Source organism: Chryseobacterium sp. RLHN22, assembly GCF_051011795.1.
GTDB classification, from domain to species: Bacteria; Bacteroidota; Bacteroidia; order Flavobacteriales; family Weeksellaceae; genus Chryseobacterium; species Chryseobacterium zhengzhouense.
Map to the genome: position 1 here is coordinate 65,759 of NZ_JBPCHW010000013.1, position 26,390 is coordinate 92,148.

At 35.0% G+C, this 26,390-nt stretch carries 27 protein-coding genes and 1 tRNA gene; 20 read left to right on the plus strand and 8 right to left on the minus strand.

The window, feature by feature from the left end; all coding sequences use genetic code 11:
- The first annotated feature begins 171 nt into the window (after positions 1-171).
- On the plus strand, positions 172-1,134 hold the full coding sequence (locus ACR1PN_RS13685) for a hypothetical protein (protein WP_433980492.1): 963 nt from the start codon (positions 172-174) through the stop codon (positions 1,132-1,134).
- Positions 1,135-1,167: 33 nt separating this feature from the next.
- Here ACR1PN_RS13685 and ACR1PN_RS13690 read toward each other — a convergent pair whose 3' ends face one another.
- Positions 1,168-1,458: a helix-turn-helix domain-containing protein gene (locus ACR1PN_RS13690; protein WP_433980493.1), complete on the minus strand. Its 291-nt coding sequence runs from the start codon at positions 1,456-1,458 to the stop codon at positions 1,168-1,170.
- A 162-nt stretch (positions 1,459-1,620) separates the two neighbouring features.
- Positions 1,621-2,124 (minus strand): hypothetical protein, encoded by a 504-nt coding sequence (locus ACR1PN_RS13695; RefSeq protein ID WP_433980494.1) that lies wholly within the window; start codon positions 2,122-2,124, stop codon positions 1,621-1,623.
- Positions 2,125-2,477: 353 nt separating this feature from the next.
- On the opposite strand from ACR1PN_RS13695, the gene ACR1PN_RS13700 reads away from it, so the two are divergent.
- The 6 genes from ACR1PN_RS13700 (at position 2,478) to ACR1PN_RS13725 (ending at position 7,409) form a co-directional block, all read left to right on the plus strand.
- Positions 2,478-3,197, plus strand: a complete 720-nt coding sequence (locus ACR1PN_RS13700; RefSeq protein WP_433980495.1) for a hypothetical protein — start codon at positions 2,478-2,480, stop codon at positions 3,195-3,197.
- 501 nt (positions 3,198-3,698) lie between these two features.
- Positions 3,699-4,448 (plus strand): nucleotidyltransferase domain-containing protein, encoded by a 750-nt coding sequence (locus ACR1PN_RS13705; protein ID WP_433980496.1) that lies wholly within the window; start codon positions 3,699-3,701, stop codon positions 4,446-4,448.
- Between the two features lie 14 nt (positions 4,449-4,462).
- Complete coding sequence (locus tag ACR1PN_RS13710; RefSeq protein WP_433980497.1) at positions 4,463-5,104, plus strand: hypothetical protein; 642 nt, start codon at positions 4,463-4,465, stop codon at positions 5,102-5,104.
- Positions 5,101-5,835, plus strand: coding sequence for an ATP-grasp domain-containing protein (locus ACR1PN_RS13715; RefSeq protein WP_433980498.1), 735 nt, complete (start codon positions 5,101-5,103; stop codon positions 5,833-5,835). The genes ACR1PN_RS13710 and ACR1PN_RS13715 overlap by 4 nt, the downstream gene beginning before the upstream one ends.
- Positions 5,836-5,837: 2 nt before the next feature.
- Positions 5,838-6,317: a hypothetical protein gene (locus ACR1PN_RS13720; protein WP_433980499.1), complete on the plus strand. Its 480-nt coding sequence runs from the start codon at positions 5,838-5,840 to the stop codon at positions 6,315-6,317.
- Between the two features lie 30 nt (positions 6,318-6,347).
- Positions 6,348-7,409 (plus strand): nucleotidyltransferase domain-containing protein, encoded by a 1,062-nt coding sequence (locus ACR1PN_RS13725; RefSeq protein ID WP_433980500.1) that lies wholly within the window; start codon positions 6,348-6,350, stop codon positions 7,407-7,409.
- A gap of 68 nt (positions 7,410-7,477) precedes the next feature.
- On the opposite strand, the gene ACR1PN_RS13730 is transcribed toward ACR1PN_RS13725, so the two are convergent.
- Complete coding sequence (locus tag ACR1PN_RS13730; RefSeq protein WP_433980501.1) at positions 7,478-7,912, minus strand: cold shock domain-containing protein; 435 nt, start codon at positions 7,910-7,912, stop codon at positions 7,478-7,480.
- Positions 7,913-8,365: 453 nt separating this feature from the next.
- Between ACR1PN_RS13730 and ACR1PN_RS13735 the strand changes: the two genes are divergently transcribed.
- The 4 genes from ACR1PN_RS13735 (at position 8,366) to ACR1PN_RS13750 (ending at position 13,012) form a co-directional block, all read left to right on the plus strand.
- Positions 8,366-8,806 carry a MarR family winged helix-turn-helix transcriptional regulator gene (locus ACR1PN_RS13735; protein ID WP_433980502.1) on the plus strand — a complete coding sequence of 147 codons (441 nt, stop codon included), beginning with the start codon at positions 8,366-8,368 and terminating at the stop codon, positions 8,804-8,806.
- Between the two features lie 78 nt (positions 8,807-8,884).
- Positions 8,885-11,317 carry a TonB-dependent receptor domain-containing protein gene (locus ACR1PN_RS13740; protein WP_433980503.1) on the plus strand — a complete coding sequence of 811 codons (2,433 nt, stop codon included), beginning with the start codon at positions 8,885-8,887 and terminating at the stop codon, positions 11,315-11,317.
- Positions 11,318-11,529: 212 nt separating this feature from the next.
- Entirely contained in the window at positions 11,530-11,853 is a 324-nt protein-coding gene (locus ACR1PN_RS13745; protein WP_433980504.1) for a hypothetical protein, read from the plus strand.
- A gap of 424 nt (positions 11,854-12,277) precedes the next feature.
- Positions 12,278-13,012 (plus strand): hypothetical protein, encoded by a 735-nt coding sequence (locus tag ACR1PN_RS13750; RefSeq protein WP_433980505.1) that lies wholly within the window; start codon positions 12,278-12,280, stop codon positions 13,010-13,012.
- A gap of 443 nt (positions 13,013-13,455) precedes the next feature.
- Here ACR1PN_RS13750 and ACR1PN_RS13755 read toward each other — a convergent pair whose 3' ends face one another.
- The 3 genes from ACR1PN_RS13755 to rpsO form a co-directional block, all read right to left on the minus strand.
- Positions 13,456-15,717 (minus strand): polyribonucleotide nucleotidyltransferase, encoded by a 2,262-nt coding sequence (locus ACR1PN_RS13755; RefSeq protein WP_378174289.1) that lies wholly within the window; start codon positions 15,715-15,717, stop codon positions 13,456-13,458.
- A gap of 139 nt (positions 15,718-15,856) precedes the next feature.
- Positions 15,857-17,047: an acyloxyacyl hydrolase gene (locus ACR1PN_RS13760; RefSeq protein WP_433980506.1), complete on the minus strand. Its 1,191-nt coding sequence runs from the start codon at positions 17,045-17,047 to the stop codon at positions 15,857-15,859.
- Positions 17,048-17,186: 139 nt separating this feature from the next.
- Positions 17,187-17,456 (minus strand): 30S ribosomal protein S15, encoded by a 270-nt coding sequence (gene rpsO / locus ACR1PN_RS13765; protein WP_034679332.1) that lies wholly within the window; start codon positions 17,454-17,456, stop codon positions 17,187-17,189.
- Between the two features lie 273 nt (positions 17,457-17,729).
- Between rpsO and ACR1PN_RS13770 the strand changes: the two genes are divergently transcribed.
- From ACR1PN_RS13770 to ACR1PN_RS13780, 3 genes are read left to right on the plus strand one after another with little or no spacing between them, the layout of a single operon-like run.
- Entirely contained in the window at positions 17,730-18,287 is a 558-nt protein-coding gene (locus ACR1PN_RS13770; RefSeq protein WP_433980507.1) for a pyruvate decarboxylase, read from the plus strand.
- 60 nt (positions 18,288-18,347) lie between these two features.
- Positions 18,348-19,694 (plus strand): magnesium transporter, encoded by a 1,347-nt coding sequence (gene mgtE, locus ACR1PN_RS13775; RefSeq protein ID WP_378174302.1) that lies wholly within the window; start codon positions 18,348-18,350, stop codon positions 19,692-19,694.
- 23 nt (positions 19,695-19,717) lie between these two features.
- Complete coding sequence (locus ACR1PN_RS13780) at positions 19,718-20,446, plus strand: ABC transporter substrate-binding protein (RefSeq protein WP_433980508.1); 729 nt, start codon at positions 19,718-19,720, stop codon at positions 20,444-20,446.
- 117 nt (positions 20,447-20,563) lie between these two features.
- Here the strand turns inward: ACR1PN_RS13780 and ACR1PN_RS13785 are convergent, their stop codons facing one another.
- Positions 20,564-21,013, minus strand: coding sequence for a GAF domain-containing protein (locus ACR1PN_RS13785; protein WP_433980509.1), 450 nt, complete (start codon positions 21,011-21,013; stop codon positions 20,564-20,566).
- A gap of 11 nt (positions 21,014-21,024) precedes the next feature.
- On the minus strand, positions 21,025-22,452 hold the full coding sequence (locus ACR1PN_RS13790; protein WP_378174312.1) for a TonB-dependent receptor: 1,428 nt from the start codon (positions 22,450-22,452) through the stop codon (positions 21,025-21,027).
- Positions 22,453-22,506: 54 nt separating this feature from the next.
- On the opposite strand from ACR1PN_RS13790, the gene ACR1PN_RS13795 reads away from it, so the two are divergent.
- The 6 genes from ACR1PN_RS13795 to ACR1PN_RS13820 all read left to right on the plus strand — a co-directional run bounded on the left by ACR1PN_RS13795 (position 22,507) and on the right by ACR1PN_RS13820 (position 26,329).
- Positions 22,507-23,274 (plus strand): MBL fold metallo-hydrolase, encoded by a 768-nt coding sequence (locus ACR1PN_RS13795; RefSeq protein ID WP_433980510.1) that lies wholly within the window; start codon positions 22,507-22,509, stop codon positions 23,272-23,274.
- A 92-nt stretch (positions 23,275-23,366) separates the two neighbouring features.
- Positions 23,367-23,446 (plus strand) — tRNA-Leu (locus ACR1PN_RS13800).
- A 233-nt stretch (positions 23,447-23,679) separates the two neighbouring features.
- Positions 23,680-24,135, plus strand: a complete 456-nt coding sequence (locus tag ACR1PN_RS13805) for an Hsp20/alpha crystallin family protein (protein ID WP_378174513.1) — start codon at positions 23,680-23,682, stop codon at positions 24,133-24,135.
- 83 nt (positions 24,136-24,218) lie between these two features.
- Complete coding sequence (locus ACR1PN_RS13810) at positions 24,219-25,379, plus strand: cation:proton antiporter domain-containing protein (protein ID WP_433980511.1); 1,161 nt, start codon at positions 24,219-24,221, stop codon at positions 25,377-25,379.
- A gap of 109 nt (positions 25,380-25,488) precedes the next feature.
- Positions 25,489-25,713 carry a DUF2798 domain-containing protein gene (locus ACR1PN_RS13815; RefSeq protein ID WP_378174519.1) on the plus strand — a complete coding sequence of 75 codons (225 nt, stop codon included), beginning with the start codon at positions 25,489-25,491 and terminating at the stop codon, positions 25,711-25,713.
- Positions 25,714-25,759: 46 nt separating this feature from the next.
- Positions 25,760-26,329 carry a Crp/Fnr family transcriptional regulator gene (locus tag ACR1PN_RS13820; RefSeq protein WP_433980512.1) on the plus strand — a complete coding sequence of 190 codons (570 nt, stop codon included), beginning with the start codon at positions 25,760-25,762 and terminating at the stop codon, positions 26,327-26,329.
- Positions 26,330-26,390: the final 61 nt, after the last annotated feature.

Here is a 26,390-nt window from a genome sequence, read left to right on the forward strand (position 1 = left end):
GTTAAATTTCAAATTAAAACTATACCATGTATATATTTCAAATTAATAGCTTGCACAAAGTCGGGAGAATTTGCGCAGCGGTTTAAGAAGCGAAATTCCGCATGGATGTTTGCCGAGTTGATTGGGTTGTGTTATTTTTGGAGAAACTAAACTAAACTAAACTAAACTATGATGGAAAAACTTAATGAAGAAACGGGAAAGTTCACTGACGCTGCTACAAAATTCACTGATGAAGCGGGAAAAATAGTACTTGATCGCTTTAAGAACCCTTATATTTCTACTTTCTTAATCTCCTGGTTACTTTTTAATTGGAGACCAATTTCGTTTTTTATATTTTCTAAGGGGACTGTAGAATATAAAATTCTGTTGATTAGTCAAGAATATTCTAATGCGCTGAATTATTTCGTTTATCCTTTCTTAACAACAATATTATATCTTTTTGCACTGCCATACTTGAATCAAGCTAATGAGTTTTTTCTACAAAAATCTGTGAAACATAGGGCTAACTTTGAAAAGAAAAAGGTGTTGTTAAAAATTACAAACGACAAGGAAATTGCAATAGCTGATGACGAAAAACAAAAAGCTATAGCTGTAGCCAAGGAAAGCACCAATCACAATAAATTTGTGGAAGAAATGCAAAATAGCATTGAAAACTTACAAAGTCATCTTAATGATGAAAGATTAAAAAATCAGAAATTAATAAATGACTATGAAGAGAAATTAAAATTACAAATTGATGCTCAAAAAACATTTACAGATTTAAATAATGAAGAGATTGTTAAATTAGTAAACAAGCTATCAGAAACTGAAAAAGATAATAAGAAATTATTAGAGAGGGAAGAAAATCTGAGAAAAGAGTACGGCGATAGTTTTAGGCAATTAAAAATTGAAAGATTTATAAATGAAAGATATAGACAACCTTATAATAAAATAATCTATACTCACACAGACACGATTTTAGAATATTTTAATGATTTAAATGAAATACGATATTTTGATGTTGTTCGAAAAGAGCTAATTTCCAGAGGTAAAGCGTACGATTTAATAGATAGAAGAGAAATCGAAGCCAATTATACAGCAGAAGAATTAGAAAATGCAATATGGTCAATGCAAAAAACCATTGGAAATAAGTAAAATAAATCCCACTCAAACGAGCGGGATTAGTTCTTAAATATCAAATATATCATTAAGAAACTTATTCATTGACGGTGCTAATAAATTATATAATTGTTTCTTATCATCAGGAATATCCTTATCAGAAATTGTTAAGAAATGTATAATAGGTACTGGTACCTCAACAACCTTTGAAATTTTATCTAACGTTTCCGCGGTTGGGCTATATTGCCCTTTTACAATTTGAGAGATGGCAGTGGTACTTTTACCTATCTTCTCCGCTAACTGCAATTGAGAAATATTCTTTCTTTTAAGTAATAATTTAATAACTTCTCCTATTGTCATTATTCTGGTCCTTTAATAAAATTAGATGCTATAATAGCAAAATCTTTGAAAATTGATACAAATTTGATCCATACGTCAAATTTTTCATTGTTATTGAGATCTTTATTTAATTGATCTTTCAAGTCTAATAGCAATGCTTTTACTTCTGCTGACAGTTCACAATTAGTCAGCACATAATTTATTTTTTGAGATAGTTCCTCTTTTGAGTTCATTGATAAAGATTTTAAAATTAATAATTCGTTCAGCGAAAAAATTAATTTTTGAATCCTCCTCGGTCACTATCGTTTTGATGTTATTTTTAAAACTTCGTATAATTGATCTTACATCCAATACACTTAAAAATTGAACTTTAACATTTAAAAGTTTAACAACAATTTTTAGTCTAACCAAATACATTTTTACATTTACTAAACTTTCATCGTTTTCAACAATCGTTTCAAATACATCAATGAGATCATTTAAATCTTCAATCGAATGTTCCATTAAACCTCTATTACAGCCCTCAAATTGAGATTTAAGCTTAGATATATATTCAGAATTCCAAACATTAGTAAAAGCATAGATTTCGTCAAGTGCATTTTGTAATGCTTCTCCAGATAAGTATTTAGTTTTGTCTACAAACATACATTTGCTAAATGTATGCTCTAGTTCTGTGAAATTTTCCATATGCGTTATTTATTTATCAAATTTAAGTAAAACTTAAATATTAAACAAATTTTATTTAATTTATTTAATATTTTAAAATCACTCACCATAAGGCGGGCAGCAATTATCAATTATCCTGCTCCTCGTTAGTAAAAAAGTCTCGTTCATACCCATTTTCAATAAATACAACCGTCACAAGCGGAACACTTGCCACAGCAAAAGACCACAAGACCACAAAAGACCAGAAGCAATTCCGGTCTTTTTGATTACCCCAACTTAACATAACATCCTAAAAATCAAAATACTTCCACAAACCCTACCACACATTCAAAATAATTTCTATATTTGAATCACTAACCCAAAACACAATTGATATGTCAAGCACCTCAGAAGTAGGTCACGCTAAAAATGTAGCGAACCTTCAAAAAATTATTCAACAAGTCTCTACCTATACCCTTTACAACCCACCGATTGCCGACATTACAGTAGCAAGTCTTCAGACTTTATACAATGATGCCAATGCAAAACTGGCAGAAGTAGGTGACAAACGAAACGCTAATAAAAATGCCATCGTTGCCCGTCAGACTGCTTTTGAAAATTTGAGTTCCACCTGTACCAGAATCATCAATGTATTGGAAATTGTGGGCTTACCGCAGGGAACTTTAAACCAGGCAAGATCTTTAACCCAGACTATTCAGGGCAGTTCAAGGAAGAGCAACACTCCGATTGAAGATGGTAAAGAAGCACCTAAAACCTCATCCACTTCCCGGCAGTCTTTCACCTCAAAAGCTGAAAATTTCGGTCTGCTATTACAATTGCTTTCTACCCTACCCGCTTACACACCCAATGAAGACAACATCAAATTACAAAACCTCAGCACCTATCACGACTCATTAAAAGCGGCAACCCTAGCCGTAGACCAAACCGAGTCTGAGCTGAACACCAAAATCATAGAACGCGACAGAATTCTTTATGCAGAAGAAACCGGAGTCTATGCCATCGCTATAAAAATTAAAAAATACGTAAAAAGTTTGTACGGAGCCACTTCCCCGGAATATACCACAGTCTCCGCCATCGAATTTACCAAAAGATAATAATTCGTATTTAAAATCGAAAAATATTGAATGACAGAATTTCAATATTTTATCAAAGTAAAGTTGCATTTTTAGGATGTAACTTTATTTTTTTGCAATGTAGTTTCACTTTTTCCCGATGTCATTCTACATTGGCACGATGTAGTTTCACATTCTTCCGATGTAGTTTTACTTTCTTGCGTTGTAACTTTACATTTTTGCGTTGTAGTTTTACATTGTTGCAACGTGATTCCACATTCTTCCGATGTAGTTTTGCTTTCTTGCGTTGTAACTTTACATTTTTGCCTTGTAGTTTTACATTGTTGTAATGTGATTCCACATTTTTGCTTAGTAAACTTCTATTCTCTTATTACAAAACCTTTTGGAGATTTTTCTTTTTCTAAAACAGAGGCGGAGCTTGATTGTTCTTTGGAAAATCTGGAAAAAGATCGTTGTATCAAACATACACCGTAAAAAGATTGCGCAGGTAATTTATTATTTTGTATCATAAATTAAAAAACAATGACACCAAAAATAGTAGAAAAACTAAAAGAAGTCGAGGAAAAACGCGGCATAGAAATACTTCTTGCCGTAGAATCCGGAAGCCGGGCCTGGGGTTTTGCTTCGCCAGACAGCGATTACGACATACGGTTCATATACCGACACGAAAAAGACTGGTATCTTTCGCCGTGGGACAAAGATGAAACCATAGAATTCATGACCGAAGACGATCTGGACGGTTCCGGATGGGACCTGAGGAAAACTTTTCATTTGCTTTTGAAGTCGAATGCGGCTCTATTAAGCTGGTTCTACTCTCCTATCGTGTATGTGAAAAATGAAAAATTTTATGAACTATTCAAACCTTTGGCAGACGAATCCTTTTCCCCAGTCGCTGTATTTTATCATTACTCAAGCATGAGCAAAAAATATCTGGAAGCCTGCAGAACCGACGAAGTAAAATTAAAATCGTATTTCTACTGCCTTCGAACAACTTTAACCGGAAAATGGATATTAGAAAAGGGAACAGTTCCGCCCGTATTGTTCAGTGAATTATTAGTTTTGGTGGATGATTTTACCAGAACAAAAATAGAAAATTTAATAGCCCTAAAAGTAACAAAAGGAGAATCTTATTATCATCCGAATGACTGGGAATTGTTTGGGTTTTTAGAAAAAATGATATTGGATAACGAGGAAAAAGCGAAGGCTCTAAAAGGCGGAAATGCGGATAAAAAAGAGATGGAAAAGGTTTTTAGAGAAATATTAGCCCTATAAATTAGAGTAAAAATATGAAACAATTATCTGAAAGAGCTTTGCGGTTTATTGAAAAATTAGGGAAAAATCAAGACTTTGAAATTGATTTAGAGATTGTAGAAAAACATTTAAGATTGTATGACATTCAAAGCTATTCTGAAATTATAAGTTTTCAGAAAAATTTTTCAGGACTTAATCTTCAGAACATCGTCATTCATATTTTTACATCTAAACAAATAAAAGAAAATAAAGGAGTAAATACCTATCATTGGAAAGGGCAAACTTTGTTTTCTATAAACGACAGCCTTTATATTGCAGAAAACGGAGAAATTGCCGTCAGAGATTGCGGTTGTGATTCTTATGACTTTTATTTTTATTACGAAAGTTTTGCAACATTTATAGAGCAGCAGGCATTTTTTGAAAAACATAGATATTACAAGAAGCTTCCTGCCATTTTCTATGAAATTCAAAATATAGAAGAATTTTCAAAATCTATGTCCGGTTATGATTTTTTAAAAGAGTGTTCAGATAAATATAATCTTATATGGAGAAACGGGGTAAATCTTGTCCATGCCACAAACTCTTCAGACATTTGGAGTGTCGTTTTCGACAGTATTTCAGAACAAAACCGCTATGATTTAGTCAATAAATTGAAAGAAAAACATTTAATATCATGAAAAATATAATTGCCCTGTCTCCCATGTACACGGAAGACAGCAACAATCTGAAAAAAGCATCGATCAATTCACCTTACGAGCTGAGCCGTTTTAATGCCAAATGGAATGTTCCCGAAGAATTTCGTGCAGATGTAATTGCAGTGTATGGCGAAGATATTTACGCAGAAATTGTTGCGGAACAATGTCATTTAACATTAACAAAACCCGATGACAACTGGCTTTCGAAGGTTTCGGAGGAATTTACAAAACGTAAAATTTCTTACGGACAATTGAAGGATTTTGTACATGAAGAAAATATTTTCATTAAATGTTCTGATTTTAAAAGTTTTAAAGCCGGAGTTTTCGATAAAGTAACCCATATCAAAGGTTTCGATACGTTAGATTTAGAAATTACGGTTTTCACTTCGGAAGTTGTGGAATGGGAACTTGAAGTGAGATGTTTTGTTTTAAATAATGAAATAAAAACTCATTCTTCGTATTGGCGAAACGATACTTTCGACACCAATCCGCTTTCCGAAACGGAACAAAATAATCTTTTTGAGTTTTTCAATAATTTCATGAAACAATATTCTGAAACCCTACCAAACGCAATTGTTTTAGACTTCGGAATGATCAAAGGAAAAGGCTGGGCCTTGATTGAAGCCAATCCCGCTTGGTGTTCTGGTTTGTATTCTTGCGATGCGGAGAAGGCTTTGGAAGTGGTTGTGGAGAGTTGTTTTAAAAATTTGTGATTATGAATAATTTTCAACAATACAGAATCATCGAAAACGGACAATTAAAATTGCATCCAGACTATCTGTTTGCATATTCTTATAGTGATGGATTTACAGAGCATCTTTTTGGTTTTGATTTATTAATTGAAAATTCAGGCAAAACACACTTTTACTCCAGCGGTTTTATGTTAGATAATAAATATGAAGTTATACCGGATATTCCGAAATTTTTAGAAGAATTCTTATTTTATTTAGATGAAAATCCAATACCATTTGAAAACTACAGTTTTGATTATGGAATATGCATTACTGATATTGGTTCTCAACAAATTTTTATCAATTGGAACCATAAGTCATATTATTTCTTTATTGAAGGAAACAAAGCTTTCTTTCTTAATGATGATACTTCAAAATGGAAAACTGAACTTTTAAAACTCCAAAAAAAATTGTTAAAATTTGCCCTTCAAGAGAGAAAACTTTTAATATCGAAAGGTAAATAAATCAAAAACTTTATTTTAATTAAAAATACAATGACCATACAAAACATAAAATCCCGTAACCTCATCCTCTTCCAAGCCATCTCCGGAAGCCGCTCTTTCGGATTAGCAACGGAAAACTCAGATACAGATATTCGTGGGGTATATTATTTACCAAAAGAAGATTTTTTTGGTTTACATTATATTCCGCAAATCTCCAATGAGACCAACGATATTACCTACTATGAAATCGGAAGACTGGTTGAATTATTACAGAAAAACAATCCGAATATTTTAGAAATTCTGGCAAGTCCGGAAGATTGTATTCAATATAAAAATCCGTTAATGGATTTGCTGAAACCTGAAGATTTTCTTTCGAAATTATGCAAAGATACATTTGCGGGTTACGCGATTTCACAGATCAAAAAAGCAAAAGGCCTCAACAAAAAAATTCTTAATCCAATTGATAAAGAAAGAAAATCCATTCTTGATTTTTGCTATATTTTACAGAATCAAGGTTCAATACCTTTGAAAAAATGGCTTTTGGAAAACGGGAAAGTTCAAGAAAAATGTGGTCTAATAAGCATCGACAATACGAAAGGAATGTTTGCCCTTTTCTACAACGAATCGGGAGATCTGAATTATAAAGGAATTATTCAGCATGAAGAAGCCAATCAGGTTTCAGTATCATCTGTTCCGAAAGGTGAAAATCCTCTTGCCTATTTATTCTGCAATCTCGATGCCTACTCAACCTATTGCAAAGATTACCGCGAATATTGGAAGTGGGTTTCGGAGCGAAATGAAGACCGTTACAACGTCAACCAAAATCACGGACAGAATTATGACAGCAAAAATATGATGCACACGATTCGTCTTTTGCAGTCATGTGAACAGATTTTTAAAACAAATTCACTGAATATCCGTGTAGAAAACCGTGACGAATTGCTAGACATCAAAGCGGGTAACTGGTCCTATGAAGATGTGATGAATAAAGCCGAAGATTTAATAAAATCGATTGAGCATTATCATTCCGTTTCTTCACTTCCCGATTTCCCGGATGTGGAAAAAACGACAAAAATTTTAGTGGAAGTAAGAGAAAATCTTTATAGTCCATAAAAACAAAGGCTCCGAATCCGGAGCCTTTTATATGATCTATGTATTCAGTTTTTAGGCAAAACAGAATATTATTTCACAATTTTAATATCAATTGCAGAAAAACCTTTTGGAGATTTTTCTTTTTCGTAAGAAACTTTGTTTCCTTTTTTCAATACTTCCGTAGCATTATTAGTATGGAAGAAAACATTTTCTTTTGAGTTGTCTTCCGTGATAAAACCATACCCTTTTTCACTTAAAAAAGTAATGATTCCTGTTTTTACCGTTTCTTCCGCCTCAATCGGAGCTGCACCCAACTGGATGCTGTTGATGTCAAATTCTTCAACATTGCTGTTATCAGGTGGTGTAGAAGTCAATTGTCCGTTTGCATCGACGTACATGATCATGTCGTCAAGGCTTTTCCCTTTGTTGTTGCTTGTTTTACGCTCTTCTCTTTTCTGAGCTTTTTCTTTTGCTTTCTGTGCTTTTTTCTTAAAATTTTCTTTTTTAGAGAAAGAATCCGCCATATATATTTTAAAATTTATTTGTTACGTGCTGATTGTTAAAGATAAAACTTCTTTCTGAAATCTATCCCATTCTATCCAAATACTTTTCCCGATTAAATAAGAAAGGTATTCTATTGTTTTTCAGTAATGATAAAAGATTGCCGACACAAGTATTTTTTGAGGAATAAACTGAGGCATCTGAAATGTGAAACTGAGAGAAAAAATAAATGTTTTAAACTTTGTCTGAAACAAAAGCCTGAAAACCTTTCTATTAATTGCTTATGCAAATATACGACAAATATTATTGGAATTGGGCATAGTAATAACTTTTTAATTGCCAACAACTTATCAAATTTAAAATTTTTGACTAAAAAAATAAATAACCATTTCAAAAATTTTGTAACAAATCAAAAACAATCACAACCAATTAATTGATATATCAATAATTGATAAATCATTTTAAAATTTCAAACTATGGAAAAATTAGATTCAATTATATTTTATAACATCGATAAAGCCATCCGAGCTTACAGAAATTACGCACAAAGACAACTGAAAGCGAATGGCTTCAATATCACAATTGACCAATGGCTCATCATCAAAGCCATCTTAGAAAACCCAGAAATCACACAGAACGAAATCGGAAATCTGGTGTTCAAGGACAATGCTTCGGTTACGAGGATTATTGATTTATTAGTCAAATCGGGATTCATCATTCGGGAAATTCATCCCAATGACCGAAGAAAAACCAATCTGAAAGTCACCAAATCTGGTAAAGAAATCATCGAAAAAGTCCAGGACCTTGTAGAAAATAACAGAAGCGTGGCTTTAGAAAATGTTTCTAAATCTGAGTTAGAAATAATGAACTCTGCCCTTTTAAAAATAGCAGAAAACTGCATCAATACAAAGAAATAAACAGAGCATATTCATCTGCAAAAAATCAATTAAATCAGCGAGAAATAAAATCACTTTTAATCAAAAAAAAATAACACAATGACCAGAATATTTTTAGCCATACTTTTATGGATGATATCCTTCTTCACAACTGTGTTTGCGCAGTCCAGCCAGAATTTTTCTTTGTCGGGAACGATTGATTCCGGCAATACGAATCAGGTAGAAATCAATCTATTCAATTCCGAAAACAAATTGGTAAAAACCGAAGTCACCGATCAAAATGGAAAATTCTCTTTCAATGATTTGATATCAGGAAATTACCATCTGAAAATCAATAAGAACGGAGCCGAAGTTTACCAATCGGAAGTTTCCGTTAATGAAAATGTTATAATTCCTTCGATTGCACTCAACGAGAAATCTATTGAAGCCGTAACCATTACCAAAACAAAACCTTACATCGAGCGACAGGACGGAAAAATGATCTTGAATGTAGAAAACAGCATCGCTTCCACCGGAAATTCTGCCTTTGAAGTGTTGGAAAAAGCGCCCGGCGTCAACATCGACAGCAACGACAATATCAGTATGCGTGGCAAAGCCAATCTCCTTGTTCAGATCGATGGAAAAAATACACCGATGACCGGAACCGACCTTGCGAATTACCTCAGAGGAATTCCGTCTTCAAGTGTTGAAAAAATCGAATTCATTACCAATCCTTCGTCAAAATATGATGCGGCGGGAACATCCATCATCAACGTCAAACTCAAAAAAGATCAGCGAAAGGGTACCAACGGCAGTCTTTCTACGTCTCTCGGAACCGGAAAATATATTAAAAACAACAACAGTTTCAGCATCAACCACAGGAACAAAAAAGTCAATCTTTTTGCCAATTACAGCTTTGCTTACAGGGAGTTTTACAACAAGTTGATTCTGGACAGGAACTTCTATGAGAATGGAACTTTCAAAAATGCTTATGTTCAGGATAATTTTTTGAAAATGAATTTCCGCAATCACATCGCAAAAGTAGGGATGGATTATTACGCAAATGATAAAAATGTTTTAGGATTTTCAGTAGGTTTTGTCAGCAATAGATTTGACCCGACAAGTAATAACGACACGCAGGTTCTGAACCAAAATTACCAGCCCGACGGAACATTTAACACCAAAAGCAACAACCGCGACCATTGGAAAAATGTGTCTCTGAACTTCAACCACAAGTACAAAATCGACTCGTTAAGTTCGGAACTCACAACGGATCTGGATTACATCAACTATTCCAACACATCGCTTCAGAACTTCAACACAAGGAATTTTGATGTTGCCGGCAATCTTTCGCCATCTACCGACGACAATCCGAATCCATATATTTTAAAAGGCGATCTGGACGGCAATCTCAATATCTATTCCTTAAAATCTGACCTTACCAAAGTATTCAGAAACAACTGGAAATTGGAAACAGGAGTCAAAACAAGCTTCGTGAAAGCGGATAACGACCTTCAGTTTTTCAATGCAAGCTCGGGCAATTCTGTGATCGACAGATCAAAAACCAACCATTTCATTTACGAGGAAAACATCAACGCAGCTTATGGAAACGTGATCAAAAACTGGGATAAGTTCAAAGTTAATTTTGGTCTGAGGGTAGAAAATACCAACGTGACGGGAAATCAAGTCACAACAAACCAAATCAACAAAAAGAATTACACACAGTTATTTCCAAGTGCCGTTTTTTCTTATGATGTGGATGACAAAAGCACGGTAGAGCTCAACTTCAGCCGAAGAATCACAAGACCGAATTACCGTCAGCTCAATCCTTTCAAATTCTATCTGGACCCGACAACCTACCAGGCCGGAAACCCCAATCTCGATCCGCAAACTATTATGAATTATGAGTTCACGTACAGTTTGAGCAACAAATATTTTGCAACCTTGAGCTACAGCAAAACCAATAAAAACATCACCGATGTTCTGATGCCGATTATCGAGGACGATAAAACAGTGGTGGTACAGACCAACGAGAATCTGAGTTCCGCATCTTATTACGGACTCAACCTGATTGCACCTGTAAAAGTGACCAAATGGTGGGAGATGAACAACAACGCCAATTTCTATTACGGCACCTACACAGGAAACATCTCCAATACTTACATAAAAAACGAAGGGAACTTCACCTTCAACATCAACAGCATCAACTCTTTCAAGATTGGGAATGGTTATTCGGCAGAGTTATCAGGAAACTATCAGGCAAAGCAAATCTATGCCTATATGCACCTGAAACCAATGTGGTCTGTAAACATCGGTGCTCAGAAGAAATTCAAGAACAACAGTACGCTCAAATTTTCTTTCAACGACATCTTCTTCAAGAGCAATCCGGAAGCCCGAAACATCTATTCCGGCTATGTAGAAAACTTCATTGTGAGAAGAGACACCAGAGTGGCAACGCTTTCCTACACTTATAACTTCGGTTCAGGAAAATCCGGACAGGTTAGAAAAACTGGCGGGGCGGATGATTTGAAGCAGAGGGCTGGGAATGGGTAAAACGAGAAATTCAGCACTGTCATTGCGAGGAACGAAGTGACGAAGCAATCTCAACTTTGCAAACATCCTCTTTGTCATTCTGGAAGAATCTAAACAGATTGATTATAATATTTAAGATTACGGTTTTCCGTAATCTTTTTTTGTTGATTAATAATATATTTACTCATTCTGTAATGAAATAAAAATTAATATATTTATAAAAACTTATAACAATGACAATTAACAGAGGTTCAGAATGGAGAAAATGGGACTTACATATGCATTCTCCTTATACATTTCTTAATAAATATTCTTGTTCAGATGAAGATTTTGTTAAAGCGATCTTGGAAAGTAAAATTTCTTGTGTTGGATTAACAAATTATTTCAAGTTTGATGAAAAAGAATATGAACTAAAAGAAAAATTAGAACGCAATGGTATTACAACTTTCTTAAACTTAGAATTAAGATTGGATTACCTGAATAAAGAAGATGATTGTCTTGACTTGCATATAATTTTTTCTAATAACATCGGAAGGGAAGATTTGCAAAAATTTTAAATAATATGACCGTTAATATTAGCGGAATTGATAAAAAGTTGATTGATATATCCTCTCCTGAAGACTTTAAAAAAGCTGTTGTAAATTTTGATAGCTTAGTAAATTGCCTTAATCAAGAATCAATCGGCTTAAGGCAGAATTTTTGATTGGCTTTTTATCTAGAGGTAAGGGAAATTCAAGAAGTAGTACGAATTATGAAAAAATTTCTAAAGATGCTGATTTGTTAATTCATTCAACTGATAAACCGATAGCGCGGATTTGCAATCCGTGCTTCTCAAACAAAACCCCAAAACCCTAGCCTCCCGCTAGGGTTTCCCATTCCCCAATTTAACATAATATCCTGATAATAAAATATTTAGCCTAAAAATAATTTCAATTCAAAATAAATTCTATATTTGAAAAAACAATTTAAAACACAAATATTATGTCTAGTACATCCGAAGTAGGACACGCTAAAAACGTAGCCAACCTGCAAAAACTAATCGAACAAGTTAGCGTTTACACACTCTACAATCCACCGGTAGCAAATCTATCGGTCACCAGTCTCCAAAACCTCTACACCACTGCCGTTGCAAAACTCAGCGAAGTAGAAGAAAAACGAACCGCCAACAAAAATGCCATTGCAGTGCGTCAAACCGCTTACGAAAATCTAAAACCAATCTGCACCCGTATTGTCAGCTTCTTAGACATTTTGGGATTACAGCAGGCAACTATCGACCAAGCCAGAACTTTAAACCGCACCATACAAGGCGGACAAAAGAAAAAGACAACCTCCGAAAATCCCGACAACGGACAACCATCAAACAACAACTCAATTTCCACTTCCCGCCAATCCTACACTCAACAGGCAGAGAATTTTGGGATTCTGTTACAGTTACTGGCAACGATCCCCGCTTACACGCCTAATGAGGACGATTTAAAATTAAACAATCTCACTTCCTATCACGCATCACTGGTGAGCGCTACCCAACCAGTAAACCAGACCGAAGCAGAACTGAATATCAAACTCACAGAAAGAGATCAGGTTTTATACGCAGAAGAAACAGGACTCTACACCATCGCCCAAAACGTCAAAAAATATGTCAAGACGATTTACGGAGCAACCTCCCCGGAATTTGAAACAGTATCTGCAATAAAATTTACAGTAGTAAAAAGCTAAAATCTACAGACATTCACAGATTTTTAGCATCAAAACATAACACTATACATCCTGACTGAATTTCCAGTCAGGATATTTTTTATATGCTTTTAACAAGATTAATATTTCCATAACTATTAATCATATTCTTATGACTGCAAACCATATTCTCACTACTGCAGAGCATATTGTCATTACTCTAAATCACATTACCCCTACTGTGAAAGATATTGTCGTCACTGTAAATCATATTCTTATTACTTTATAGCATATTTTCTCTACTTTAAATCATATTCTTGCCACTGTGAAGTATATTCTCATTACTTGAAATAATATTCTTAAGTCATAAGCAATATATAAATCTAATTGTAGCGGTGTCATCCTGATGCTCTCGAAGGATCTCCAACAAAAACCCACAAAAAAACCACCGAATTTCGGTGGTTTTCTATATGATTAAGATAATCTTAAGCTTCGTTCAAAGGCTTGTGCTCTCCCGGCTGATCTTTCCCTTCAGGATTTACTTTTCCTTCCGGTCTCGCAGGTCTTTCCGGTCTGTTCTGACCTTCTGGTCTTGGACCTCTCTGCTCACCTTCTTTCTTTTCAGGTCTTGGTGGCCTTGGCAACAAAACTTTTCTTGAAAGTTTCATTTTCTTACGGTCATCATAACCCATAAATTTCACCTCCACTTCGTCACCTTCTTTGTAAGGAACTTTATCAAGTCTCGCCCACTCGATTTCTGAGATGTGAAGCAATCCTTCAGTACCTTTAGCAATCGCTACGAAAGCTCCGAAATCCATTACTTTCACTACTTTACCTTGGTAGACTTCACCTACAACCGGTACGAAAGTAATTTCATTGATTTTCGCAACCGCTTCGTTGATTTTCTCTCTGCTGATACCGGAAATTTCGATTCTTCCGATTTCTCCAACTTCCTCGATAGCGATAACGGTATCCGTATCTTTCTGCATCTGCTGAATGATTTTTCCTCCAGGCCCGATAACAGCACCGATGAAATCTTTAGGGATCTCCATCATCACCATTTTCGGAGCGTGAGGTTTCACATCTTCTCTTGGAGCAGCTATGGTTTCAGTGATTTTATCTAAAATATGAAGTCTTCCTTCTTTGGCTTGTAGAAGCGCTTTCTCCATAATATCCATAGAAAGCCCCTGGATTTTGATATCCATCTGACACGCCGTAATTCCGTCTGCAGTTCCCGTTACTTTGAAGTCCATATCACCTAAGTGATCTTCATCTCCTAAAATATCAGAAAGTACCGTAAACTTCCCTGTTTTAACATCAGTTACCAATCCCATTGCAATACCTGAAACCGGCTTATGAATCTGAACACCCGCATCCATCAATGCTAAAGTTCCTGCACAAACTGTCGCCATAGAAGACGAACCGTTTGATTCCAAAATATCAGAAACAACACGGATGGTATAAGGATTTTCTTCAGGAATCATATTCGCCAAAGCTCTTTGAGCCAGGTTTCCGTGACCAACTTCTCTTCTTGAAGTTCCTCTTAAAGGACGAGCTTCACCCGTTGAGAATGGAGGGAAGTTATAATGAAGGAAAAATCTTTCGTCATAATTGACCATTACACTGTCGACCATATTTGCGTCTTTTACAGAACCAAGCGTTACAGCCGTTAAAGACTGAGTCTCCCCTCTTGTAAAGATTGCAGAACCGTGCGCTCCCGGTAAATAATCGATTTCGCTCCAGATCGGGCGAATCGTTTGAGGATCACGACCATCAAGACGGATTTTGTCATTCAAAATCATCTGACGCATCGCCTCTTTTTCCACATCGTGGTAATATACTTTCACGAAAGGGGTTACTCTTTCTAGTTCTTCTGCATCATCAACATATTGAGCTAAAAATTCATCACGTACCGCTTTGAATTTTTCTCCTCTTTCTTCTTTACTGGAAGGAGTTTTAGCTACTTCATATACTTTATCGTAAGTTTCTTTCCACACTTTCTCACGGATGGCTTCATCGTGATTTTCGTGGTTGTATTCTCTTTTAGGGAAAGCTTTTCCTACTTTTTGAGCTAATCTTTCCTGAGCTTCAACTTGTTTTTTGATTTCTTCGTGAGCAAAAGTAATCGCTTCAAGCATTTCTGCTTCTGTGATTTCTTTCATCTCTCCTTCCACCATTACGATAGAATCTTTAGTTGCTCCAACCATAATATCAAGGTCAGAATTCTTAAGATCTTCGAATTTAGGGTTGATTGAAAGCTGACCATCAATTCTTACTACTCTCACTTCAGACATTGGCCCGTTGAAAGGAATATCAGTAATCGCAATTGCTGAAGACGCTGCCAAACCTGCTAAATCATCAGGAATCGACTGTCCGTCATAAGAAATTAATGAAATCATTACCTGAACTTCCGCGTGGAAATCTTCAGGGAATAAAGGTCTTAGAACTCTGTCAACCAAACGCATTGTCAGGATTTCCTGATCAGATGGTCTGGCTTCTCTTCTGAAAAAGTTTCCGGGGATTTTACCGCCTGCATAGAATTTTTCTCTGTAATCTACTGTTAAAGGTAAAAAGTCTACACCAGGATTGGCTTCTTTGTTGGCTACAACCGTTGCTAAAAGCATTGTTCCGCCCATTTTTACTACAACAGATCCGTCAGCTTGTTTTGCCAGCTTCCCTGTCTCGATTGTGATTTCTCTGCCGTCTGCAAGAGTAATCAGCTCTGTAATTGCTTGAGGTGCACTCATAAATTGTTTGTGTTGTACTCCGTATTGAGTACTTTTAATTAATGTATTTCGTCTAAATGTGATGCAAATTTAGTGTTTTTGTTTTAAATAGCAGGATGAATATATTTTAGCCTAAATTCCTACATTTTAAAACCACTTATCATGAATTTTTCTTGTTAAAAATTCTATAGCCCAGCCTCCATTCGATATAATCTGCTTTGTGAAACTTAAATGATCGTAAGCCTATTCCTATTAAAAAGTTTTTTCCTACTGTATATTGAAATCCCACCCTTTGATAAAAAAATGTCTTATCATAACGGCGGTCAATTGTTTTTTTGAATATATAAAACCCCGGTTGGATCTGAATCGCAAATCTTGAAATGGAAAGTCGATAAGAAGGGAAAATATTTAATAAAAGCTGTTCACGCTGAAATCTTTTTGTACTTTGAATAACTCCATTTTCATCCTGATAAAATTTATTATTATAATCTTCGTCATACATCAGACCGATTCCCAATCCGAGAGAAGATTTGTAAGTAACCTGTCTGTGATAAACCGTTTCAATTCCCCAGTTCTGATGGTACTTTCCTTCAAATTTCCTGATCATATCTACATAAAAATCTTCGAATCCAGGATCTTTTCCATAGAATATTGAATGTCGTACACCACCAAAAACATTTACATCCAATGTAGAATATTTGTCAAATGCCGACAGAGAATCTTTAGGAGCAAATTCTCTTTCATCAAAATGATAAGTCAATGATAATTTGGGAGAGAAGGTATTCATTCCTTTATTCGGTAGTTTAAGCGCACCGTTTGAAAAATGATTGAAATTTAAGCCTAAACCTAAATCAAAATGTTTTCCTAGATAATATTTATAATTGACTCCGAAATTAATATAAATACTTACCGAAGAGCCGAATGTCTGATTAAGATAACCTTTTTTAATATCATAAGGTGTCCAGTTGAAAGCAAAACCACCGCTTGTTTCATAATTCCATGAGTGAGCCGGAGTTTCTTTAATGGTTCCTCCGAAAGTTCCATACACCGCAAAAGGACTTCCCATATCGCTGTTTTTAAGATAATTAAAAGCAACAATTCCACCTCCGTAATAGGGTCTTCCGAACCTTCTGTGCCATTCCTGACTTCCGTCAGTCTGCACGGTAAGTTCTGCAGAAGCACCAATAAATTCTCTATGCGTGAGTGTTTTCAGATAATCATTCGTTCCTAAAAATTTTCCGAACTGCATACTTACAGAAGTCTGAAGATTCGACCTTGAAATGGTATCCAAGTTCTGAGAATTGTAAAATCCAGAAACAAAAAGAAGAATGTAGAGATAAATCTGTTTCAAAGCAGTAGATTAAATTTTGAAAAAAGCAAATTTAAACGATTTATTCAAAGAATACCACGTTTTAATGCTAAGTTTCAGATTACGAAACAAAAAAGCAACCTCTTTCGAAGTTGCTTCTGTTTCTTTTGGAATCCAAAGATTATTTTCTCAAACCAAGTTCAGCAATAATTGCTCTGTATCTTGTAATATCTTTTTTCTTAAGATAATCTAATAAGCTTTTTCTCTTACCTACCAATTTCACCAAAGATCTCTCAGTGTTGAAATCGTGACGATTAGCCTTCAAATGCTGAGATAAGTGGTTAATTCTGTAAGTGAATAGAGCAACCTGTCCTTCAGCGCTTCCTGTGTCTTGTGCAGATTTACCGTGCTTTGCGAAAATTTCTGCTTTTTTTTCTGTTGTTAAGTACATTCCAATATTGTTTAATGATTATTATGTAACGGCTGCAAAAATACGACTATTTTTTTTACCTGCAAAATATAAATAGGATTTAAACATTTCAATAATAAGTAAGGATGGAAATTCTAATTATTCAAGCTAAAAATTAAAAAATCCTTAAAAATTAAAAGTTTGGAAACATTATTGATTTCATTTATTAATTTTAATAGAAAAATATGTTAAATAATTCTTAAAAAAATTATGCCATCCCATTAAAAGACAGTAATTTTACAGCCGACAAAAAAGATGAAAAATTTTTTATTTTATACGCTTATTTCTTTAGTATTTATCATCAGTATTTCTTCTGTAAATGCTCAGAAAAACAACTCCCATGATAAAATAAAAAAAATTCTGTATTTTAATCCTGAAGTAGAACCCGATGTTGAAGAAATAAAAGAACCTACCAATCATGCCTTCTTTAGTGCTGTTTCTGACAATATCAGCACTTTCCGGAAAAATAGAATGCTGAGAACGGAAGTTCAGATCTCCTACGACAGCATTGATACTAAAACCATCAGCGAATACTGCAAAAATAACGATGCCGACTTCGTGATTGTTCCGAAAGTAAAATATTTTAAGGTAGGATTGGGAAAATACGTTTTTTCGAACCAAGTTATCGTAAGCATGAAGCTTTTTGATGCTGAAGGAAATTTCGTCACTTCGTCCGATTACGATACGTATCGTAAGAATATGCGCCTTTTGGGTTCTGCAGAAAATTCTATAAAAATCGGAACCAACGGAGCTATCAAATCAATTATCAAACAATTAAGGAAATTAAAACCGTCTGCAGAAGCAGGTTTCTAAACTTTAATAAAACCTTAAATTTAGCCTACAATTCTCCTATTCTAAAAATTTGAATTATTTTTGCATAGCAAAAATTTTCAGGTTTTGAATTCTACAGACGAACTTATCTTTAATCCCGCCGATATTGCCGAAAGACTCAGTGAACTTCCCGCTGATGAAAGGTTACTGGCTTTTCTGAAAGTTCCGAAGCAGTATAAAGCTGATGTTTTTTCGCATTTAGATCCTGATTTTCAGGAAGAAACCATCCGAAGCATCGGAAGTGATGAAGTTTCAGAAATCCTGAACGCCATGACTCCCGATGACAGAACGGCTCTGTTTGAAGATTTCCCGGATGAGCTGATTAAATATTCCATCAATCATCTTAATCCGCAGGAAAGAAGAATTGCCTTAAAACTTTTGGGCTACAATTCTGATTCTATCGCCCGTCTGATGACTCCTTATTACATCCAGATCCGTAAAGAATGGACAGTAAAGAGATGTCTTCAACAGATTAAAAAAGTCGGTAAAAAAGTGGAAACCATCAACCATCTTTATGTAGTTGATGAAAGAAACCGTCTGATCGACGATTTACCTTTAGGAAGTCTTCTGTTGGTAGAGGAGGATACTTTGGTTTCAGATCTTACTGATAACCATTTCGTTGCTATTACGACAACGACTTCCAAAGAAGATGCTGTTACTTATTTCGAAAAATATGACCGAACTGCGCTTCCGATTATTACAGAAGCCGGAGTTTTGGTGGGAATTGTGACCATTGATGATATTTTAGACCAGATTGAATCTCAAAATACTGAAGACATTCAGAAATTTGGGGGTGTGGAAGCACTTGATGATCCTTATATTCAGACACATTGGTGGGAAATGATTAAAAAGCGTGGACTTTGGCTGATCGTTTTATTTTTCTTACAGTTAATTACCGCTTCTGTGATGGGTTTTTATGAAAATGAAATCGAAAAAGCGGTGGTTTTAGCGTTATTTATACCGTTGATTATTTCAAGCGGTGGAAATTCCGGCTCACAGGCAGCAACGTTGATTATCCGTGCGATGGCATTGCAGGAAATCACTTTGAAAGACTGGTGGACGGTCATGAAAAAAGAAATCGTTACGGGCCTCGTTCTTGGAACTTTTTTGGGAGTGATCGGCTTTTTAAGAATCATGATCTGGCATCAACTCGGTTGGTTCGATTATGGTAAATATTGGTTTTTCATTGGAATTAGTGCCGGAATTTCTTTAGCCATGATCGTCCTTTGGGGAACGATTTCAGGTTCAATGGTTCCGTTTATTCTTAAAAAATTCAATCTTGACCCGGCTACTTCTTCTGCTCCGTTTGTAGCAACTCTGGTCGACGTTACCGGATTAATTATCTATTTTACCATCGCTGCGATGTTCTTAACCGGAAAACTTTTGTAATTTTAGGCAAAGTCTAAAATTTTATGAGAGTTATATCTTTGGTACCATCTATTACAGAAGCTTTATTTGATTTAGGTTTAACGGAAAATGAAATTGTCGGAAGAACAAAATTCTGCATCCATCCTTCAGAAAAAGTGAAAAATGTAGAAATAATCGGTGGTACAAAAAATCTTAATCTTGATAAAATCAGAAGTTTACAACCCGATTTAATTCTTGCCAATAAAGAAGAAAATGTAAAAGAACAAGTAGAGGCTTTAATGACCAGCTTTAAAGTTATTGTCAACAATACAGAAACTATTGAAGACAATTATTATCTGTTAAAAAATTTAGGATTGTTATTTAATAAAGAAGAAAAAGCACAGGCTTTTAATCTCAAAATCTATGAAATTCTTAATCAGACCAAAATAAATTCTACCGTAAAAGTTGCCTATCTGATCTGGAAAAACCCTTACATGACTATCGGATCTGACACTTTTATTCATCATGTTTTAACTGAAACCGGTTTTGAAAATATATTTAAAAATCAAAAGCGTTATCCTGAAATCAAAACTGAGGATTTAGCGGAAGCTGATGTGATTATGCTCTCTTCCGAGCCTTTTCCATTTAAAGAAAAACATATTGCAGAATTAAAGGAAATTTATCCTGATAAAAAAATAATGATTGTCGACGGCGAAGCATTTTCGTGGTACGGAACACATATTGCGAAGTGCGAAAATTATTTTAAGGAATTGATTTCAGAGTTCAGTAATTAAGTTTTGGCTAAAGCCAGATGATTTTTTAAATTATTAAACGGGCTAAAGCCCGTTCCTATTGATAGTTTAAACAAAAAACTCCGATAAAAATCGGAGTTATATTTTAATATAAATAGATTACAAAATCTTTGAAACTTCATTACAAAGCCATTCCAACAATTCTCTGTCTTCATCCGTAAATGGATTAATGGTATGGGAATCAATATCGATCTGGCCAATGTTATGTCCGTCTTTGAAAATAGGAACTACAATTTCGGCTTTCGTATCGATCGAACAGCTTAGATAATTGTTCTCTTCTTTTACATCCGGAACAACAAATGTTTCATTGGACACCGCAACCTGACCGCAGATTCCTTTTCCGTAAGGAATAATCGTGTGATCGGTTTCTGCACCTACGTAAGGTCCTAATTTCAATTCATTTTTATCTCCGTTTTTGAAATAAAAACCCGTCCAGTTGAAGTAGGAAATCTCCTGATCGAGAAGAGCGCAAACTTTTTGCAATTTCTCTTCAGTGTTATGTTTCGGACTTTCGAGAATAGATGAAAGCCTTTTTTTTAATTCAGACATTGTAATAATTTTTATGAAAACTGTTTTAGAGAAAGTTCGTTTTTGAAACCAAACATTGCTCTTTCTTTTATCATTTCACCAACACCTTCAGGAAGCTGGCTTTCCCAACCACTCATGTTGCAGGCAATTTTTCTTAAAATTTCTCTGGAATAAATTTCCAAAAATTCCGGATTGTAGTTTGTGATATCTACGATACGATTATTCAATTTGAAATATTTATACAATTCTTTCAGATTTTCTTCCACTTTCAAGTTTGAAGAATCCAAAAGTTCATGTGTTTCAGGGTCTTTGTAAGGATAAAGATAAACTCTCATTCCGTTTCTGAAAAACTTACCAAATGCTTCCAGAATTCCTCCTGAAAGATCCTGATAATATTTCTCGTCGAATACCATCAACATATTGTTTACTCCCATCGCAACACCGATGTCGCCATTTGTATAATGAGAGAAATAATCAATCAGTCTGTAATATTCTGAGAAATTCGAAATAATAACGGTGTAGCCTAATTTACCAAGAACGTCTACCCTGTCGAGGAAATCCCTTTCATCAATATCACCGTCTGCACGAAGGTTTGAAATGGTAATCTCGATTAGGACTTCAGTTTCTTCCTGGGTACAGATAGCGTCTTTCAGGAACATATCCATCCCATTTTTGAGCATATCGATATTAACTTTAGTTACCGGTCTGAAACTTCCTCTTACCGCAAAAATATTTTTTTTGTAAAGAACATCAGCGGGAAGCATATTATTACCTTCAGAGTTAAAAATCACCGCTTCAGTCATTCCGTTTTTCACCAACTGTAAAGACATCAGCCTGTTATCTACATAAGCAAAAGCAGGCCCGTTGAAATCGATCATATCGATCTCCAGATTATCTTTTGCAATATCGTCATAAAGAGATTCGATCAGTCTTCTCGGGTTGTCATAATAATGATAAGCGCCGAAGATAAGATTTACCCCAAGATTCCCAAGAGTTTCCTGCTGCAAGGTTGCATCATTTTCTTTGAATTTAACGTGGATAACGATTTCGTTATAATCTTCATTTTCATTCACCTGAAAACGGATTCCTACCCAGCCGTGACCTTTTATGGTTTTATCAAAATTGATAGTTGTTACGGTATTGGCATAGGAAAAATATTTTCTGCCGGGGTTGTTATCTCTGGAAATTCTTTCTTCAATCAGTGCAACTTCATAACGAAGCATTTTACGAAGTCGATTTTGGGTTACATACCTGTTTTTAACCTCTTTTCCGTAGATGGCATCACTAAAATCTTTGTCGTAAGCCGACATTGCCTTAGCAATTGTACCGGAAGCTCCTCCTGCTCTAAAAAAGTGTCGAACAGTTTCCTGCCCTGCTCCAATTTCCGCGAAAGTACCATAAATAGTAGGATCCAGATTAATTGTTAATGCTTTTTGTTTAGGAGTTAGTTTCTGATACATTAGGACATTAAATTTTTCGTAAATTTACCAAAATTAAAACAACCTCAAAAGAAAATGAAGTTGAAATTTTTAGGAACCGGAACTTCACAGGGTGTTCCCGTTATTGGCTGCACTTGTGAGGTCTGCACTTCATCAAATCCCAAAGACCAGCGTTTCAGGTCTTCGGTAATGGTCACCACAGATGAGTACAAAAAAATCCTGATCGATTGTGGGCCTGATTTCAGACAGCAAATGCTTATTAACAAAGAAGATCGTGTTGATATCACTCTTCTTACCCATGAGCACAATGATCACGTGATCGGCTTGGACGACATGCGTCCTTTAATATTTAAAAGTGGAAAAAATATTCCATTATATAGTCTTTCCAGAGTTGCCGATGAAGTAAAAAAGCGTTTTCCGTATGCTTTTGCTGATGAAAAATATCCGGGAGCTCCGGCTTTTGACCTGCATGAAATCGGAAATGAAAAATTTACCGTATTAGACACAGAAATTTCACCCATTGAGGTCATTCATTATAAAATAACAGCTTTAGGATACAAATTTAAAAATTTAGCATATATTACCGATGCCGGCTTTATATCTGAAACCGAAAAGGAGAAATTAAAAAATCTTGATGTCTTAATTTTAAACTGTATCCGGAAATTTGATCCGCATCCGGCACATTTTATCCTCCCTGATGTCATCAAACTCTTTGAAGAACTAAAACCTAAAAAATTATTTCTCACCCACATCAGTCATCATTTCGGGCTGCATGATATTGAAGACAAACAACTTCCGGCCGGAATACACCTTGCCTACGATGGTTTAGAAATAAATTTTTAAAGAAATTTTGACAAAAGTTTTTGAAGATTAAAAAAAGTTCCTATATTTGCACACCAATTTGAAACAAACATCATGTTTGTAATCAACATCAAGCCCAGGTGGCGGAATTGGTAGACGCGCTGGTCTCAAACACCAGTTCTTAGGAGTACCGGTTCGATCCCGGTCCTGGGTACAAGAAACCTCTGAAATCATTTGATTTTCAGAGGTTTTATTTTAAGGTTTCATATTCATCTTAAGTATGTTTAATACTAAAAGCTAAGTTACGACTTACCGCCTATTCATGTAAATTATGACATTTTTTCTTTCATACTATGCCATTTTTTCCAGCAATTATTTTGGTATATTGTTTGTAAATTTTCAAATGTGATCATTTAATTTATTGTTTAACATTAAAAAACGTTTGTTATGTCAATCGAAAAAAGAAGCAATGGCAGTTTGCTCCCTGCAAATCCACGTACACTGTTCGATGATTTTTTCAGTCGCGAACTTTTTAATTGGGGCAACAATAATTATTCTTCCACTCTTACCACTCTCCCATCCGTAAACATCAGGGAGAATCCTGAAAATTTCGTAGTGGAAGTCGCCGCGCCCGGTATGGAAAAACAAGATTTCCAAATAAGCCTGGAAGGTAATCTTCTCACCATCTCGTCTTCTAAGAAAAATGAAACGGAAGACAAAAATGACAATTACACCCGCAGAGAATTTAGCTATCAGGCTTTTCAGCGTAGTTTTGAGCTCGCAAGAGACGTAGTCGATGAAGAGCACATTGAAGCTAAATACGAAAACGGAGTTTTGAAGCTCACAATCCCTAAAAAGGAGGAAGCTAAAAAACGTCCTCCCAAGCTGATTGAGATTCAATAATATCATAATTGGTTTCCCAAAAGGAAACCAATTTCTGTTCTATCTAGTAAAATTAATTCATTATCAATTTTAATTATTAAATTATGCATGGATTACTTTCGGCCATATGCATTTTGTGCCTCACCACATTAGGCATAATGCTTCTTTTGAAAAAGCTGAATCAACCTTACCTTATTGCTTATATTATTGCAGGTATAATCCTGGGACCATATGTTTCAGGAGTTTTTACCAAACCGGATGAAATAGAAGTCATCGGTGAAATAGGAATTCTGCTTCTGATGTTCTTTTTGGGTATGGAAATCAATGTTCCAAACAATCGAAGCTTACTTATAAAACCTGTGATAGCGCAAAGTATAAAAATACTTCTAAGCATGATTTGTGCTTTTATGGTGGGTCATATGACAGGTCTATCTCTAAATAGCATAATTCTTATTGCGGTACTTTTTATATTTAACAGTACTGCTGTGGTCAGTGAATTTTTGAAAAAGCACAATGCTTTGAAAACAACATTCGGAATCATGATCCTCAATATGCTGATATTTCAGGATCTGCTGCTTGCTCCTGTGTTAACGATACTGAAAGTTTGGGACAAAGCAAATCTTGATTTTCTACAGATCATATTACCATTATTGATCTGCGTTGCCATTTTTCTGCTTTTAAAAAGAGTAAGAAATATACAGGAGATCAGGCTTCCAAAATTTTTTCACACTATTGAAAGTGATCATGACCTGCAGGTATTTTCAGGATTGATTATTTGCCTTGGATTCGGATTATTTGCTGAAATAGTGGGCTTAAGCGGTGCGCTTGGAAGTTTTATAGCCGGAGTTATTGTCGGAAGGGTAAAATCATTTAATTGGCTCGAACATTCATTAATGCCATTCAAAGTATTTTTCACTACCCTCTTTTTTGTTTCTATAGGGCTTCGTCTTGATCTTTTGTATCTCTGTTCTCATATAAAAATTGTTCTGCTGGGCACTTTCTTTGTACTGGCAAGCAATAGTGTAATGTCTGCAATTATTTTCCGATTGCTAAAATTTAACTGGAAAGATAGTTGGTATGGTGGAGCCTTATTATCTCAAACAGGAGAATTTGGCATATTGGCATTATCTATTGCGTACAAAACAGGAATTATTGAATATAGCTTATACAAAACCGGGCTTGGAATTACCTGCCTTTCCCTATTATTATCTACAATCTGGATCGCTATCCTTAAAGAAATTATTGAAAAAAGATCTATGAGCTAAGAAACGAAATAGATTCCGATTATTTGTCGTCTAATTCATTTTTTGACTCATATCAATGCTTGTATTTTTTTATTTGGAGAGTTTTGCAACACAATTTAAATATAAAAAAATGAACAAAAAGTATTTCAAATTTATCAACACTTTGTTTGTTGTAATTCCGATGACATTAATTATGGCATTTGTAGGCCTGGTCCGCAATTATGGTTTTGGTGAAGATTGGTTCTTCAAATTTCTAAAAGCATGGAGTGTTATGCTGCCTGTTGCATATATTTCAGCATTCATCATTATCCCGAATGCCAGGAAATTAGCCGAGAAAACAACTTCCAAATCGTAATGATCAAAAATTGTTTTAGTATGTTTGTAACCATCCAATTTTAACAATGCAAGAACAACTCATCAATTACATTAAGGATGTTATCACAGTTACAGAGGATGAATTAAATAAAATCATTTCTCATTTCAAACCCTTAGAAGTCGAGAAAAACGAATTCTTATTAATCCATGGCCAAACCAGCCAACGAACATTTTTCGTTGGCAACGGTTGTTTGCGCATATTTTTCATCACTGAAGACGGACAGGAAGCAACGCGATATTTAGCCTTTGAAAATAATTTTGCTACAGCATTGTGCAGTTTTATTTCAAAGCAACCATCATTCGAATTTATTCAGGCACTGGAGCCGACATCATTACTTTACATTACCCACAAAGACTTTTATCATCTGCTGGAAATTATTCCTTCGTGGGAAAAATTCTACCGACATTATTTAGAATATGCCTACGTAAACAACACCAACAGACTCATGTCTTTCCTCACACAGAATGCAACTGAAAGATACAGGCAGTTGCTGGAGATCAACCCAAAAATTGTTCAACGATTGCCTAACAAAATAGTAGCAACTTATCTAAATATGTCACAGGAGACATTAAGCCGGCTAAAATCAAAACTTTAAATATTGCTAATCAATATTATATCTCTGGTAACTTTCTGATTACACTTTAACATTTATATTA

What these genes read in the sequence shown, in the direction of transcription:
- ACR1PN_RS13685 (WP_433980492.1), top strand. Translation starts at nt 172, where the DNA reads ATGGAAAAACTTAATGAAGAAACGGGAAAGTTCACTGACGCTGCTACA.
- ACR1PN_RS13690 (WP_433980493.1), bottom strand. Translation starts at nt 1,458, where the DNA reads ATGACAATAGGAGAAGTTATTAAATTATTACTTAAAAGAAAGAATATT.
- ACR1PN_RS13695 (WP_433980494.1), bottom strand. Translation starts at nt 2,124, where the DNA reads ATGGAAAATTTCACAGAACTAGAGCATACATTTAGCAAATGTATGTTT.
- ACR1PN_RS13700 (WP_433980495.1), top strand. Translation starts at nt 2,478, where the DNA reads ATGTCAAGCACCTCAGAAGTAGGTCACGCTAAAAATGTAGCGAACCTT.
- ACR1PN_RS13705 (WP_433980496.1), top strand. Translation starts at nt 3,699, where the DNA reads ATGACACCAAAAATAGTAGAAAAACTAAAAGAAGTCGAGGAAAAACGC.
- ACR1PN_RS13710 (WP_433980497.1), top strand. Translation starts at nt 4,463, where the DNA reads ATGAAACAATTATCTGAAAGAGCTTTGCGGTTTATTGAAAAATTAGGG.
- ACR1PN_RS13715 (WP_433980498.1), top strand. Translation starts at nt 5,101, where the DNA reads ATGAAAAATATAATTGCCCTGTCTCCCATGTACACGGAAGACAGCAAC.
- ACR1PN_RS13720 (WP_433980499.1), top strand. Translation starts at nt 5,838, where the DNA reads ATGAATAATTTTCAACAATACAGAATCATCGAAAACGGACAATTAAAA.
- ACR1PN_RS13725 (WP_433980500.1), top strand. Translation starts at nt 6,348, where the DNA reads ATGACCATACAAAACATAAAATCCCGTAACCTCATCCTCTTCCAAGCC.
- ACR1PN_RS13730 (WP_433980501.1), bottom strand. Translation starts at nt 7,912, where the DNA reads ATGGCGGATTCTTTCTCTAAAAAAGAAAATTTTAAGAAAAAAGCACAG.
- ACR1PN_RS13735 (WP_433980502.1), top strand. Translation starts at nt 8,366, where the DNA reads ATGGAAAAATTAGATTCAATTATATTTTATAACATCGATAAAGCCATC.
- ACR1PN_RS13740 (WP_433980503.1), top strand. Translation starts at nt 8,885, where the DNA reads ATGACCAGAATATTTTTAGCCATACTTTTATGGATGATATCCTTCTTC.
- ACR1PN_RS13745 (WP_433980504.1), top strand. Translation starts at nt 11,530, where the DNA reads ATGACAATTAACAGAGGTTCAGAATGGAGAAAATGGGACTTACATATG.
- ACR1PN_RS13750 (WP_433980505.1), top strand. Translation starts at nt 12,278, where the DNA reads ATGTCTAGTACATCCGAAGTAGGACACGCTAAAAACGTAGCCAACCTG.
- ACR1PN_RS13755 (WP_378174289.1), bottom strand. Translation starts at nt 15,717, where the DNA reads ATGAGTGCACCTCAAGCAATTACAGAGCTGATTACTCTTGCAGACGGC.
- rpsO (WP_034679332.1), bottom strand. Translation starts at nt 17,456, where the DNA reads ATGTACTTAACAACAGAAAAAAAAGCAGAAATTTTCGCAAAGCACGGT.
- ACR1PN_RS13770 (WP_433980507.1), top strand. Translation starts at nt 17,730, where the DNA reads ATGAAAAATTTTTTATTTTATACGCTTATTTCTTTAGTATTTATCATC.
- ACR1PN_RS13780 (WP_433980508.1), top strand. Translation starts at nt 19,718, where the DNA reads ATGAGAGTTATATCTTTGGTACCATCTATTACAGAAGCTTTATTTGAT.
- ACR1PN_RS13785 (WP_433980509.1), bottom strand. Translation starts at nt 21,013, where the DNA reads ATGTCTGAATTAAAAAAAAGGCTTTCATCTATTCTCGAAAGTCCGAAA.
- ACR1PN_RS13790 (WP_378174312.1), bottom strand. Translation starts at nt 22,452, where the DNA reads ATGTATCAGAAACTAACTCCTAAACAAAAAGCATTAACAATTAATCTG.
- ACR1PN_RS13795 (WP_433980510.1), top strand. Translation starts at nt 22,507, where the DNA reads ATGAAGTTGAAATTTTTAGGAACCGGAACTTCACAGGGTGTTCCCGTT.
- ACR1PN_RS13805 (WP_378174513.1), top strand. Translation starts at nt 23,680, where the DNA reads ATGTCAATCGAAAAAAGAAGCAATGGCAGTTTGCTCCCTGCAAATCCA.
- ACR1PN_RS13810 (WP_433980511.1), top strand. Translation starts at nt 24,219, where the DNA reads ATGCATGGATTACTTTCGGCCATATGCATTTTGTGCCTCACCACATTA.
- ACR1PN_RS13815 (WP_378174519.1), top strand. Translation starts at nt 25,489, where the DNA reads ATGAACAAAAAGTATTTCAAATTTATCAACACTTTGTTTGTTGTAATT.
- ACR1PN_RS13820 (WP_433980512.1), top strand. Translation starts at nt 25,760, where the DNA reads ATGCAAGAACAACTCATCAATTACATTAAGGATGTTATCACAGTTACA.